Below are 13,610 nucleotides of genomic sequence, written 5' to 3' on the forward strand. Positions count from 1 at the left end.
TGTGGGAGAAAACGTTGATGAGGTCATCAGGCCGCAGAGAACCACACTACGAAACCAACTCCTGCGCATACAAATACAGCGCTTTCAGCTGCGCCATCTTCTCCGCGTTATCCTCATGCAAACTCGCTAACGACTCCAGCTCTAACAGGAACGCCTGCACGCGGTCAGCATTCAGCGCTTCACGGCGATGCTGCAACCAGCGCTGCTGCTCTTGATCATCCAGCGTGCCGGGGAAGTTACGCGCACGATAGCGGAACAGCAGTTTCGCAATGCGTTTGTCGTCGAAGGTCAAATCCAGCGCCGGTAGATTTTGCGGCGGCGTTTGGCGCACGATGTTCATCGCTGCGCGATCGGCATCGCTGAAGAAGCCGTCATACAGTTGCGCATCGACATCATCCGATGGCTTGAACGGCTCGGCTTCCGCAAACAGCGTCACCGCTTTCTCACGCACTTCGGCATGCTGACGCAGCAGTGCCAGGTTCGCCAGACAGCGTTTTCGATCTATATTCAGGCGTGCAGCATCTTCGGGACGTAAGGTATTCGCTGGGGCTAACACCGGGCATTTATTAATATGCACCAGCTTAATCGGTACCGCCGCGCGGTCGCCCAGTTCACTCTGTTTGGTGTACAGCCGCTCGCGCAGTTCATCCGCATTCAGCTCCAGCAGTGGCTGCATATCGCCCGCCAGATCCACCACAATCAGCGCATTACGATTATCCGGATGCCATGCGACAGGCACTACCCAGCTGGTGTTGCCGCGCGCCGCGCCGAACATGCCGGAGACGTGCACCAGCGGCTTCATCTGCGGAATATCAATCAGGTTCATCAGTTTCTGCTTGTTGCGATGGGTAAACAGAAACTCAAACAGCTTCGGCTGCTTCTCTTTCACCAGTTTCGCCATCGCCAGCGTGGCATACACATCCGACATCGCATCGTGCGCCTGTTCGTGCGCCACGCCGTTGGCTTTGGTGAGATGTTCCAGCTTGAAGCTGGGGAAGCCGTCATCATTTTCCGGCCAGATAATGCCTTCCGGGCGCAGGGCATAACAGGCGCGCATCACATCCAGCAGATCCCAACGTGAGTTGCCGTTCTGCCAGCTCCAGCCGTAAGGATCGAAGAAGTTGCGATAGAAGATATTGCGCGTCACTTCATCATCGAAGCGCACATTGTTGTAACCGATCACACAGGTTTGTGGCTCGGTAAACAGCCCATGAATGCGTTCAGCAAATGCCGTCTCTGTTACGCCGCGCGCTTTAGCCACCTGTGGCGTGATGCCGGTGATCATCACCGCTTCCGGCTGCGGCAGATAGTCATCAGCGGGCTGGCAGTAAAACACCTGCGGTTCACCTACGGCGTTGAAATCTTTATCGGTGCGCAGCCCGGCAAACTGCGCCGGACGGTCCAGTGAGGGACTCTTACCGAAGGTTTCGTAATCGTGGAACAAAAAGGTGAACTCAGAGGCGGGCACGGCAGTATCCTGGCAATAGAAAATCAACGCACAGAATAGTCGTGTGCAGCAGGCAGCACAACCTTGTTTACCGCTGCTGTGGGCAGGCGCACAGCATTTGTCCGCAGTTCATACTTTTTTTCAATTTATTCAACTATCCAGGCGCTAATTGCCGTAAAACGTGCGGCGGTAAATTCATTTTTTGATTTGAGGAAGAAGTGTTGAAAAGGCGTCTGCTGGTAACTGTATCTGGAATGATTGTTTGGGCATCACTGGCGCACGCTGACGACAGCATGCCATTCCCAATGACGCCTCCGCCGATTGATGCGGCTTCGTGGGTGTTAATGGACGCCACCACGGGCCAGATCCTCACCGCCGGCAATCCCGATGAAGAGCGTAACCCGGCCAGCCTCACCAAGCTGATGACCGGCTACGTGGTGGATCGCGCGGTTGATCAAAAAAAAATCACCCGTGATGATGTGGTCACCGTGGGTAAGGATGCCTGGGCTGCAGGTAATCCGGTGTTCAAAGGCTCCTCACTGATGTTCCTCAAGCCCGGCGACAAAGTGACGGTACGCGATCTGATGCGTGGCGTGATCATCGACTCCGGCAACGATGCCTGTGTGGCGCTGGCGGATTATGTGGCGGGCAGCCAGGACAGCTTCGTCAATATGATGAACAACTACGTACAGAAGCTCGGTCTGACGCATACCCATTTTGAAACCGTGCACGGCCTGGATGCACCCGGCCAGCACACCACCGCGCGTGATTTAGCGGTGCTGTCGCGTGCCATCATCAATGGTGAGCAGGATTTCTACGCCATGTACGCGGAGAAAACCCTGAGCTGGAACGGGATTACGCAAAATAACCGTAACGGTTTGTTATGGGATCAAAACCTTCACGTTGATGGCATGAAAACAGGCCATACTGAAACGGCAGGTTTCAACATCATCGCGTCAAACATTGTTGGTCGTCATCGCCTGATTGCGGTGATCATGGGCGGTAAGAGCTCGAAAGGGCGTGAAGAGCAGGCGCGTAAACTGCTGGTGTGGGGGCAGAACAACTTCGATACCGTGCAACTGTTCCATGCCGGTAAGAAAATCGGCACCGAAAACGTCTGGTACGGCAATCCGCACAAAGTGGATGTCGGCACCACTCAGGATATTTATCTGTCTCTGCCGCGCACCGAAGTTTCAAACGTCATGGCGAAATATGTGATTGAGCGTAAAGACCTGGAAGCACCGCTGAAAGCCGGTGAGCAGGTGGGTGAAATCCAGGTGATGGATAAAGATAAGCAGTTGGCGAGCTATCCGCTGTATGCCCTACAAGGTGTGGATAAAGCCGGCATCATCACGCGTATCAGTGACTACGTAAAACAGAAACTGTAATCCGCAGCGGATAGCTGAGTCGCTCCCATGGCTCAACAGCATGGGAGTGAAACAGTGAGGCTTTCTGCTGCTGAACGGAGGCAAAGGTATGAAAGCATCTATCGTTGAACGCAATCCTCAAAGCTGGCTGGGCTACCATTTGCAGGGTCCGTGGCAGGAAACGGTGCCGCGCGGATTTAACCAGCTAAAAAGCTGGGTCGATCAGCATGGTGTCGAAGGCGAATGGCTGGCCATCTATTACGGCAATCCTGAAGTTCTCCCGCCGGAAGAGCTGCGCGTTGAAACGGTGATCACTGCGCCCACCGATGCTGTGCCCTCCTATGGTGACGACATCGAGCAAGGCCTGCTGCCCGGTGGGCAATATTTTCATGCGCGCATGGAAGTGATGAACAACGATTTCTTCACCGCCTGGCACAGCCTGTTTGATCATCTCAAGACGAAAACCGACTGGCAGGTGGATAATCGTCCCTGCTTCGAACACTACCTTTCCGACGGTTCTGACAGCGGCGACTGGCTGGTGGATATGTACATTCCGGTACGTGCAGCCGACTAATATCATCAGTGCGTTACTTCTATGTTTCATAAGCGAAAATAAGATGTAGCGCACTTGTTGAATCGCAAAAAAAGAGCGGAAATAGTGCTGCGCAGCACTCAATGTTCGTGTCGCGCCAGGGTAACATAGCGCGCAAATTTTTATCGTTCCCGGACCACCATGTTACGCGCCGACAAACCCATCTCTGCCATTGAGTTCTGGTTCTACCGCCACTATCGCGCTGTGCACGGCGTGCGCATCGCTATCGCCTTTGTGCTCTGTTTTCTGTTTGTGCGTTTGACGGATATTCCGGAAGGCACCTGGCCGCTGATCACCCTGGTGGTGGTGATGGGGCCGATCTCGACCTGGGGCAATGTGTTTCCGCGTGTGATCCAACGCATCAGCGGCACCTTTGCCGGACTGGCATCGGGTTTGATTGCTCTGAAGCTGGAACTGATCTCGCTGCCGATGATGTTGTCATGGTGCTTCGTGGTGATGATTATTTGCGGCTATCTGACGCTGGGTAAACATCCTTATATGGCGCTGTTGATTGGTATCACGCTCGGCGTCGTGGTGGGTGCGCCGGCCGGTGACTTCACTGTGGCGCTGTGGCGTGGTGGCGATGTGATCCTGGGTTCGATTATGGCGCTGCTGTTCAGTGCGATTCTCGCTCAGCGCGCCTACACGCACTGGCGCATTCAGCTGTCCGATTCATTTCTGGCGATGGCGAAACTGCATCACACCGGCTTTTCCGCTAACCTGCTGGAAAAACCCCGACTCAACAAACCCTTCCAGAAACAGCTGACCAGCGTCATTAAGATGCGTGCACTTCTGGAACCGGCCAGCAAAGAGACGCGTATTCCGAAATCAGTGTTTGAAGCGATTCAGACCATCAACCGTAATATGGTTAACACGATGCAGATGCAAATTGATGCATGGTGGTCATCGCGTGAGAGCCACCTGTTGCTGCTCAATGCCCCGACGCTGCGCCGCAGTCAGAAAATGACCGAAGACACGTTGAACGCGCTGGCCACATTGATGGTGAAAGGGGAGACGGAAGGCGTGATCGCCAACAGCCATGAGCTGGAAGAGATCACTCAGGAGCTGGAGCAGTTGATTGCCAATCGCAGCGGGCGCTTAGAGACCACGGCGATCTACGGCTACGTGTGGCTGAGTCTGGAACAGGCGCGTCAACTGGAGCGTATTACGGATCTGGTCCGTCTGGCACTGCGCAAATAGTTTTCTCAGGCAATGACTTAATGTGAATCACCCTTTCTTTGCGCTAAGATAAGTGCCAGTCCGAAATTAGCTGTGAAAATTGCGAATCCAGCTAGCAAGCCGCTAAGCTGTAGCTCATGACTATTCCGCCTGCCGCGGCAGGCTCAAAGAAAGGTGCCAACATGGAAAATGCCAAGCAATCATTTCAGGACGTTCTGGAGTTTGTACGTATGTTTCGTCGTAAAAACAAACTGCAGCGCGAAATCGTGGATAACGAGAAGAAAGTCCGTGATAACCAGAAACGTGTGTTGCTGCTGGACAACCTGAGCGAGTACATCAAACCAGGCATGAGCGTTGAGGCGATTCAGGAAATCATTGCATCCATGCGTGTGGACTATGAAGACCGCGTCGATGAGTACATCATCAAAAATGCTGACTTGTCTAAAGAGCGTCGCGAGCTGTCGAAGAAGTTGAAAGCGATGGGTGAACCAAAGCCGCAGTAAAAATATTGGGACCGTAAGGTCCCAAATTTTTTGCCGCGTAACGGCTTCCGCACTGCCTGCCGTGGCGTGCGCAATAGCCTGTGCTGCTTTAACCTGGTCAGGCTTTGGGTTTTAATTGTCGCGCTAATGCCTGCAACTGACCGGCGATCTCCGCTATATCCACATCCCCTTGCATCGGCGCAGCTGTCGTTTCGCGCAATATCAGCTCGGTTACCAGCGGCAGGGGCTGTACAGCTTCTCCGGCCAGTTCCGCCAACAAGCGGTCCACAGATACCGCACCCAACTGCTGCAAATCCTGACGCACGGTGGTGAGCGGCGGCTGATACCACGCGCTCTCGGCAGTGTCGTCATAACCAATAATCGACATCTCTCCAGGAATTTTCACGCCGTGTTGGTGCAGTGCACGCATCGCCCCAAGCGCCATCTGATCGTTCGCCACCAGCAGGGCCTGTGGCAGGCGGTCCGGCAGCAACTGCAATAGCGCCTGATACCCGGATGCCGCACTCCAGTCGCCATGCAGTACGCATATCGGCTGCAACTGGTGTGACGATAACGCCCGTTGCCATGCAGTGAAGCGCGCCCGCGCCGAAGCCGAACTTTCAGGCCCATTCAGCACGCCAATCTGCTGGTGGCCCAGCGCGACGAGATGCTCCACTGCCTGCTGCGCACCCGATTCACTCTGATACTGGCACTGGCTGACAGCAGCATGTTGTTCAACATCGAGAAACAGCACAGGCTTGCTGCCGCACTGCTGCTGCACCTGCGCCGCCTGTTCAGCATCGAGCGGCAGGTTGATGAGGAGTGCATCAACACGCTGCGCCAGCAGTTCATTCACCGTGTCCTGGGCATTTCCGGCCGCATTCGCCATGGCGATCACCAGATGGTAACCCTGTGCGGCGGCACGTTCATGAATCGCCGAGGCAATCTGTGCCGGGGCCATCAATGCCAGATCGCTGGTGGCCAGCCCCAGCGTGCGCGTGGCTTTTCCTGCCAACTGCTGTGCCACGCGGTTGGGCACATAGTTCAGCTGCTGCATCGCGGCTTCGACTTTGGCGCGCGTGCGTGGCGAAACCTGCACGGAATGGTTGAGCACACGGGAAACGGTCTGATAGGAAACCCCCGCCAGTGCAGCGACATCATCGAGGGTAACGGAACGCCCAGTCATAAACTCTCCTGAATGTGATAGCGGCGAGTGTAGCAAATTTTTCTCTGCTGTCGCGGAGTTAAGCCGCTAAACTGCCAGTGTTAATGCGAGGAGAACGCGATGCAGCTCAATAGCCAACAGATTCAGGATATCAATACGCTTGCGGCCTGGCTGGCGCTTGACCATATGCCGACAGATGGCACGCTCGAGGTTGATTTGGCAATACTTGCCGGTCACGCGGTACTGCCCAACGTTGAAGGTGTGATTGCCCTGGCGAAGAAGTATCAGCTGCCTCTGATGATCAGTGGCGGTATCGGTCATTCCACGGTGTTACTGGCGGAGATGATCGCTAATCATCCCCTTTATCGTCAGATTTCAACCCAAGGTAAAAGCGAAGCAGAGTTGCTGGGCGATATGGCGCGGGTGTTTGCCGCACTGCCGGACGAGCAGCTGTTGCTGGAAACCGCCTCACGCAACTGTGGTGAGAATGCCGCTTTCAGCCAAAAACTGCTGGATGAGCAGAAGTGGCAGCCGCAGCATGTATTGCTGGTGCAGGACCCACTGATGCAGCGACGTACCTGGGAAACCTTTCGCTACCAGTGGCGCGACTGCACCGATGCGCCTGAATTTATTAGCTGGCCGGTGTTTGTTCCGCAGGTGATGATGGATGCGGGTATGCTGCGCATTATCGGTGCGCCACCGCAAGGATTGTGGTCAATGGAGCGTTTTCTTTCGCTGTTGATGGGCGAGATTCAGCGCCTGCGCGATGATGAAAACGGCTACGGTCCACGCGGCAAAGGTTTCCTCGGGCATGTGGATATCCCGGACGAGGTAGAAGCAGGATGGCAGCGCTTGATGCAACTGAAAGGCGTGCAGTCGCGTCTTTGAACATCAGCTCACCAGCAACAGTTACCTTACAAACCGCCCAAGGGTGCGCTTTATGCGCACCTGGCTCGAAAACCGCAACGGTTTACGTGGCGCAACTATGCGCTGCGATTCTGCAAATACACCTGCAAATTCACATACACCGCATTCAACAACGGCGTCACCACGCCACTGCGTGCGCCTCGCACCAGCAGATCGCCAATCACCTGGTCCGCCTCAATCTCATAACCCTGGGTTAAGTCGCGATACATCGAGGAGGTCATCGCCACCTGCGGATTATTTAGCGTCTCATAAATCTTTGCCGTTACCGCTGGCCGTTCCTGATAGCCGTCAGCACCAAGCACGGAAAGCACCTCAGTAAAAATCCCCTGCAACAAGGCTTCACCACCTTGGGATCGCAACACCTGTTGGGTATTACCTCGCGCGATGCAGCACACCGCCCCTAATGTGCTCAGCAGCAACCACTTCTCCCACAGTTCGCTGATGATGTTGTCAGCAAAGACCGTATCGAACTGCGCGATGTTCAGCGTCTCATCGACACGTTGCAGACGTGCATCATTGTGCTCATCGAGTGCACCGTAGTAGAGGATATGCAGTGGCGTCATCTGCACCACTTCACCTTGTTCACCCAGCGTGGCGTTGATTTTGCACAAGCCGCCAATCACCTTGTCGCCAAAGCGTGCGCGCAGCGTATCGATATGCCGCATGCCGTTGAGGATCGGCATGATCAGTGTTTCTGGCCCGACGGCGGGTGCGATATCCTCGATTGCCTGATCGAGCCCGAAGCTTTTCACCGTCAGAATGATCAGATCAAACTGGCCTGTCAGCTTGCCGGTTTGCGCCAGCTGCGGGTGAATCACTTCTGTGCCGCCCGGTGTTTTTAGTACCAGACCGTTTTGTTGCAGTTGCTGAAAACGGCGCTCGCGCACCAAAAAAGTCACATCACGTCCTGCTTGCGCCAGACGTGCACCGAAATATCCGCCGGTGGCACCGGCGCCGACAACCAGAATGCGCATGGTTAGATTTCCCGTTGAGAGTGAGACCCTTACCATAAATCGCAGCGGCAAGGGTTTCCAGCTATCAAATGTTTAATTTTGCACAGATTGCGGCAGCAAGGCGCTGGGTAGATCCTGATAACAGACCGGGCGCAGGAACCGCTGTATCGCGGTTGCCCCCACTGAAGTGGTGCGACTATCACTGGTGGCCGGGAAGGGGCCGCCATGAACCATGGCATAGCCCACATCTACGCCGGTTGGGAAACCATTGGCGAGAATGCGTCCGGCACGTTGTTCAAGCATCGGCAACAATGTGGCGGCCAGCGGCTGATCCTGCGGTGCTAATTGCAGGGTGATGGTAAGCTGTCCCTGAATTACCTGCAGCGCGGCCTCAAGTTCATGCTGATTAGCACATCGCACCAGCAACGAAACAGGGCCGAATACTTCATTCTGCATGCGGGGTTCATTGATGAAATCTCTCGCGTGGGTCATTAACAGCTGTGGCTGTCCCTGATTAGGTCCGTTTTTCTCTTGTCCAACGGCTAATCGCTCAACTCCCTCTAAAGCAGCTAGCGCGCTAGCATGTTGCTCACAGGCCACGGCAATGGCGGGCGTTAACATCGTAGTGCTGGGCTTCTGGTGTAGGGCGTCACAGGCGAACTGCACAAAGCGATCAAAATCTTCGCCATCACAAGCAAGTACCACGCCGGGGTTGGTGCAGAATTGGCCGCAGCCGAGCGTCAATGAATCAACAAATCCTTGTGCTAATTTCACTGATCGCTGTTGCAGCGCGCCGGGCAGCAACAGCATCGGATTGATGCTGCTCATCTCTGCGTAGAGCGGGATAGGGCGCGGACGTTGCTGCGCCAACTGCAATAACGCCAGGCCGCCGCTGCGAGAGCCGGTAAATCCTACGGCGCAGATGGCGGGGTGCTGCACCAACGCGCAGCCACTCTGCGTCGACGTGCCGTGTAGCAGTGAAAATACCCCTACCGGCAGTTCGCATTGTATGACGGCTTGCGTGATAGCGCGGGCCACAAGCTCACTGGTACCGGGATGCGCTGGGTGTGCTTTCACCACCACCGGGCAACCCGCCGCCAGTGCGGAAGCGGTATCGCCGCCTGCTACTGAGAAGGCCAGTGGAAAATTACTGGCACCAAAAACGGCCACCGGACCTAATGGCACCAGGCGTTGACGCAGATCGGGACGCGGCAACGGTTGACGATCCGGTAGCGCAGGCTCAATAAGGGCTCCCTGAAATGCACCCTGGTCGACCACATCGGCGAACAGATTGAGCTGACCGATGGTACGCCCACGCTCACCTTCAATCCGCGCACGTGGCAGGGCCGTTTCCTGCATCGCACGTTCAATCAGTTCATCTCCGAGCGCCAGAATGTTTTCGCCAATCTGGCGCAGGAATCGCGCACGCACGTCGAGGCCAGCCTGGGCATAAGCAATCAACGCCTTTGCCGCGCTTTGACAGGCGGCATCGATTTGCGATGCATCGGCTTCAAAAAAATTCGGTTCCAGCGCGCAATCTCGTTGTGGATCGATGGCCTGAAAGGCCTGAGCTGCGCCGCGCTGGCGTTGTGTCGCAATAACGAGTTCTCCCGTGAGTGTCATGCTGCCTCCTCCGTTAATGATTCCACCAGGCGCAACAGCGCCACCATGCCGGGATCGTCGAGCCCCTGCGATTTCCCGGCAAACATCCGGGCGCGCCCCATGCGGTTAGGTAAAGGGCGGAAATGATCGAGTGCCTGCTGCAGAGTGCGCTGCAAGTCGCCTGTTTGAGCGGGTTGTTCCAGGGTGATAGCCAGTGCGTGCAAGCCATCCAGGACCGTTTTATCGCCCAACGCAGCGCCGCCGCGTTGGGCTAAGGTGGCGATCACCTGATGCATCAGTGCGGCAGTCTCGACACGCGTCAGTTCACTTTTATCCTGACTGAATTTGCTGGCGGTGATCAGCGCTTGCGCGAGTAAGGTACCGAAGCTGGAGCCCGAAGCTTGCATACAGGCCATGGCGGCAACGCGGAAAACGTCGCTCAAGGCTGCATTCGCTGCTACAGCCTGCAGTGCGCTGTCGGTCAGTTGTGCACACTTTTCCAGTGTGGCACCGAGATCGCCATCTCCCAGTTGACCATCCAGCGCATTTAACTCGGCACTGTATTCGGGGACGCGAGTACAAACGTGGCGCAAGGTGGTAGCTAATGGCATCATGGCTGGCTCCAGAAAGGGCTTGAGGCGGGGGCGCACAACAGGGCTTCCAGCTCGCTATCGAGCGCGCACAGGCTAAGTGAGAAGCCGCTCATTTCCATTGAAGTGGCGTAGCGGCCAATCAAAGGTTGCACCAACGTGACCTGCCGATCCGCCATGCGCTGTGCCACCCGGCGATAGAGAATGTAGAGTTCTTCCAGTGGCGTGGCGCCCAGACTGTTGACCATTACGCTGAGTCGCTCACCACGGCCGGCAGGGAGTTCCTCCAGCAGTCGATCAATCATCTCGTCGCACAATACATCGGCGGTGCGCAGTTCGCCTTGCCAGATGCCGGGTTCGCCGTGGATGCCCATACCCAAAGCGATTTCGTTTTCCGCCAGACTAAAGGCTGGCGTGCCCGATTCCGGCACGATACACGGTGACAGCGCAACACCAATCGAACGCACCGCGTTGACAGCGCGTTGTGCCGTGGCGGTCACCGTCGATAAATCTGCTCCAGTTGCTGCTTTCGCACCGGCCAATTTATAGGCATAGACCAGTCCGGCCACTCCCCGCCGTTTATGGGCTTCTGCTTGCGGAGCACTGGCCACATCGTCGGTCATACGTACCTGAGTGACAGCCATGCCTTCGAGTTCCGCCATTTCCGCGGCCATTTCAAAGTTCATGCGGTCACCGCCATAATTGCCATACAGCTGCAGCACGCCGGCGCCCTGATGGCTGGCCTGCATCGCCGTTAAACAGTCTGCTACACGCGGCCCGGCAAATACGTTACCGATGGCGCAGGCATCCACCAGTCCGTGACCCACGTAACCATGAAATAGGGGGAGATGGCCGGAGCCACCACCGGTCACGATCGCGACTTTAGGTTCCTGAGCATGATGCAGTGCCAACACGCGGCCGCTGTCACCCAGGCGTTGGTAGTGGTGAGGATGGGCGGCACACAGGCCGTCCAGCATCTCGTCGACGTAGCGTTGGGGGTCGTTGCAAATCTTCTTCACTCTGCTTCTCCTGTTACCAGGCAACGCCCCCGCGCAATGTGCTGCGCTACTCGGGTAGCGCGGGAAGGTCGCCGCGGCGGGTTGTGATCGAACCTGCGGCAGCCGGGCGGGAAGGTGTCCATCCCAACTCCAGCGATATTTTGTTGGCCATCTCCATCACCAGGCCTGAAAGTCCTTCAAGGCGTGCCAGGGGCAGACGTTCAGCCGCACCGGAGACGCTAATGGCGGCAAAAACCTGACCGTTCGCCGCCCGCACTGGGGCGCCAATGCAGTGCACGTTCAGTTCGTTCTCCTGCAAATCCAGCGCATAACCTCGTTCACGAATGCGCGCCAGTTCGGCTTCCAGCGCCTCGCCATCCGTGATGGTGTAAGCCGTGCGTTGTGGCAGCGAATCGGCGATGATTTTGCGAATCAGCCGTGGAGACTGCCAGGCGAGAAACGCTTTGCCCACGCTGGTGCAGTGCACCAGTGCCGCTTCAATACGTGTGATAGTGGTATTGCCGGTACTGGTCATCTCCTGACGTTCAACAAACGCCATTTGTGCACCATCGAAAATGCACATGTGCGTGCTTTCGCCGGTGATCAGTTGCAGTTGTGCGGCATAGGGGCGCGCATGGCTGTCGAGATCCAGGTTCTGAATCACTAAATTCCCCAACTGAAACAGCTTCATACCCAGCTTGTAAGTTTCGCGTTTGCCGTTCTGCTCCAGCAGACCAATATCCCGCAGCGACGAGACCAGCCGGTGCGTTGTCGCGCGCGGCAATCCGGTACGCGCCGCAATTTCCGCTGGCGTTAAATTGGCATCACGCTGCGAAAAACATTCGAGAATTTGCAGTACCTTGGTCAGGCTTTTAATCGATGCCTGATTCAGTTTTTCCGCCTCGGTTCCGCTGTTTGTACTCATACCCACCTCAAAGATCAGCAACAGAGAAGCGTGCTTCACGCACCCGCTCAGTTCACAGTATTTTGCCCTCATGGCTCTTATACTGAGACACTTGCGCCAGAATAGCGCCTTTTAACGAGCCTGCCACCCCCAACTTCCCTGTATTTCGATTTGTATCTCATATTGTGGGATATGGTTGTCAATATGTTCGACTTAATCCTGATTGTAAAGTGGCTATCTGACGGTGTTCGACGATGACGTCTGCTTTGCGCTGAAACCACTAGCGTAATTTAGTGTCATATTTTCAGTGTCTTAATGATATTTTCGACATGATCAGTGGTTATTGGGCTGTATAAAATATGATCTTGATATGTGATCTTAATTCCACAATGAGAGATTTAATGTTGATCAATTTAACTGTGTCTCACATTAATTGATTATCGCGAGTCGTTATCGCTTTAATCAGCGTCTTGAGAGACAGGAGCATAAAATGAGTCAGCAGATTGCAAGCCAGGCCAAAGAACTCAAAGCCAAACTGCGCGGCGTCTTGCCGCCGATCACCATGCCCTTCAACGCCGAAGGTGAATTGGTGCGCGGTGGCTTGAAAGAGCAGATCGATTTCATCATTAACTCAGGTGCCAGTGCGATTGTGGTGGGCGGCAGCACCGGGGAAGGGCATACGCTATCCGATGAAGAGTTTCGTCAGGCCATGCACGAAGCCTATGAAGCCAACAATGGCCGTGTGCCCTTTGTCGCCGGGTTGATTGTTAACAGCACCCGTCAGGCCATTGCACGGGTGAAAATGCTGGAAGGGATGAAGCTGGATGCGCTACAGGTGACGCCCGTGCATTACCTGTTCAAGCCTGACGATGACGCCACCGTTCGTCATTTCCGCGAAATTTATGAAGCCACCCAAACCCCTATTCTGATTTATAACGTGATCCCGTGGAATTACCTGAGTCTGGATCTGATGAATCGCATCATGGATGAAGTGCCGGGTGTGGTCGGTATGAAGCAGAGCGGCGGGGATCTCAAGTCAGTTTCTGATTTGCTACTGCGCTGCCCTGAGAAAATTATTGTTAGTGGGGTGGATGCTCTGCTCTATCCCGGCTTTGCCATCGGATGTCAGGGCGCGATCTCGGCCTTAACCAGTGCCGTGCCGTCGGTGGTAGCCAGGATGTTTAAAGCAGTGGAAGAGAACGATCACGCCACCGCTCGCGATATCCATTTCCGTCTGAGTGATTTGTGGAGCCAGCTGCCGCACGACAATCTGCCCGCCTGCGTGAAATATATCCAGAGCCTGCAAGGCGTAACGCTGTATCAGCCGCGTCCGCCCATGCAGCCAGTCAGCGATGCGCTCAAAACTAATATTAAAGCGGCGTTCGACCGTCTGATGGGCTGATT

13 protein-coding genes are annotated in these 13,610 nt (G+C 55.5%); 6 read left to right on the forward strand and 7 right to left on the reverse strand.

Going from position 1 to position 13,610, the window contains the following annotated elements; genetic code table 11:
- Nucleotides 1-46: 46 nt before the first annotated feature.
- A complete protein-coding gene (gene sbcB, locus FD744_RS09285; RefSeq protein ID WP_160868063.1) occupies nucleotides 47-1,468 on the reverse strand; it encodes an exodeoxyribonuclease I in 1,422 nt (473 codons plus the stop codon).
- A gap of 200 nt (nucleotides 1,469-1,668) precedes the next feature.
- Here sbcB and dacD point away from each other — a divergent pair, with 200 nt between their 5' ends.
- The 4 genes from dacD to tmaR all read left to right on the forward strand — a co-directional run bounded on the left by dacD (nucleotide 1,669) and on the right by tmaR (nucleotide 5,088).
- Nucleotides 1,669-2,835 carry a serine-type D-Ala-D-Ala carboxypeptidase DacD gene (gene dacD / locus FD744_RS09290; RefSeq protein WP_200680210.1) on the forward strand — a complete coding sequence of 389 codons (1,167 nt, stop codon included), beginning with the start codon at nucleotides 1,669-1,671 and terminating at the stop codon, nucleotides 2,833-2,835.
- 88 nt (nucleotides 2,836-2,923) lie between these two features.
- A complete protein-coding gene (locus FD744_RS09295; RefSeq protein ID WP_160868064.1) occupies nucleotides 2,924-3,388 on the forward strand; it encodes a GyrI-like domain-containing protein in 465 nt (154 codons plus the stop codon).
- Between the two features lie 159 nt (nucleotides 3,389-3,547).
- Complete coding sequence (locus FD744_RS09300; protein WP_034824691.1) at nucleotides 3,548-4,606, forward strand: FUSC family protein; 1,059 nt, start codon at nucleotides 3,548-3,550, stop codon at nucleotides 4,604-4,606.
- A gap of 161 nt (nucleotides 4,607-4,767) precedes the next feature.
- Nucleotides 4,768-5,088 (forward strand): PTS system regulator TmaR, encoded by a 321-nt coding sequence (tmaR, locus tag FD744_RS09305; RefSeq protein WP_034824689.1) that lies wholly within the window; start codon nucleotides 4,768-4,770, stop codon nucleotides 5,086-5,088.
- Nucleotides 5,089-5,185: 97 nt separating this feature from the next.
- Here tmaR and FD744_RS09310 read toward each other — a convergent pair whose 3' ends face one another.
- The gene (locus tag FD744_RS09310; protein ID WP_160868065.1) at nucleotides 5,186-6,253 is read right to left on the reverse strand and encodes a LacI family DNA-binding transcriptional regulator; all 1,068 of its coding nucleotides are present in this window, start codon (nucleotides 6,251-6,253) and stop codon (nucleotides 5,186-5,188) included.
- A 99-nt stretch (nucleotides 6,254-6,352) separates the two neighbouring features.
- Here FD744_RS09310 and FD744_RS09315 point away from each other — a divergent pair, with 99 nt between their 5' ends.
- Nucleotides 6,353-7,120 (forward strand): YdcF family protein, encoded by a 768-nt coding sequence (locus FD744_RS09315; protein WP_160868066.1) that lies wholly within the window; start codon nucleotides 6,353-6,355, stop codon nucleotides 7,118-7,120.
- A gap of 95 nt (nucleotides 7,121-7,215) precedes the next feature.
- On the opposite strand, the gene FD744_RS09320 is transcribed toward FD744_RS09315, so the two are convergent.
- The 5 genes from FD744_RS09320 to FD744_RS09340 form a co-directional block, all read right to left on the reverse strand.
- Nucleotides 7,216-8,133 carry a ketopantoate reductase family protein gene (locus FD744_RS09320; RefSeq protein WP_160868067.1) on the reverse strand — a complete coding sequence of 306 codons (918 nt, stop codon included), beginning with the start codon at nucleotides 8,131-8,133 and terminating at the stop codon, nucleotides 7,216-7,218.
- 72 nt (nucleotides 8,134-8,205) lie between these two features.
- Nucleotides 8,206-9,735 (reverse strand): aldehyde dehydrogenase (NADP(+)), encoded by a 1,530-nt coding sequence (locus tag FD744_RS09325; protein WP_160868068.1) that lies wholly within the window; start codon nucleotides 9,733-9,735, stop codon nucleotides 8,206-8,208.
- Nucleotides 9,732-10,328 (reverse strand): dihydroxyacetone kinase subunit L, encoded by a 597-nt coding sequence (locus FD744_RS09330; protein WP_160868069.1) that lies wholly within the window; start codon nucleotides 10,326-10,328, stop codon nucleotides 9,732-9,734. The genes FD744_RS09325 and FD744_RS09330 overlap by 4 nt, the downstream gene beginning before the upstream one ends.
- Complete coding sequence (locus tag FD744_RS09335; protein ID WP_160868070.1) at nucleotides 10,325-11,323, reverse strand: dihydroxyacetone kinase subunit DhaK; 999 nt, start codon at nucleotides 11,321-11,323, stop codon at nucleotides 10,325-10,327. The genes FD744_RS09330 and FD744_RS09335 overlap by 4 nt, the downstream gene beginning before the upstream one ends.
- A gap of 46 nt (nucleotides 11,324-11,369) precedes the next feature.
- The gene (locus FD744_RS09340; protein ID WP_058962277.1) at nucleotides 11,370-12,266 is read right to left on the reverse strand and encodes an IclR family transcriptional regulator; all 897 of its coding nucleotides are present in this window, start codon (nucleotides 12,264-12,266) and stop codon (nucleotides 11,370-11,372) included.
- Nucleotides 12,267-12,696: 430 nt separating this feature from the next.
- Between FD744_RS09340 and FD744_RS09345 the strand changes: the two genes are divergently transcribed.
- Nucleotides 12,697-13,608 carry a dihydrodipicolinate synthase family protein gene (locus tag FD744_RS09345; RefSeq protein WP_160868072.1) on the forward strand — a complete coding sequence of 304 codons (912 nt, stop codon included), beginning with the start codon at nucleotides 12,697-12,699 and terminating at the stop codon, nucleotides 13,606-13,608.
- Nucleotides 13,609-13,610 lie beyond the last annotated feature (2 nt).

It is taken from the genome of Pantoea sp. Taur (genome assembly GCF_009830025.1).
Taxonomy (GTDB): domain Bacteria; phylum Pseudomonadota; class Gammaproteobacteria; order Enterobacterales; family Enterobacteriaceae; genus Pantoea; species Pantoea communis.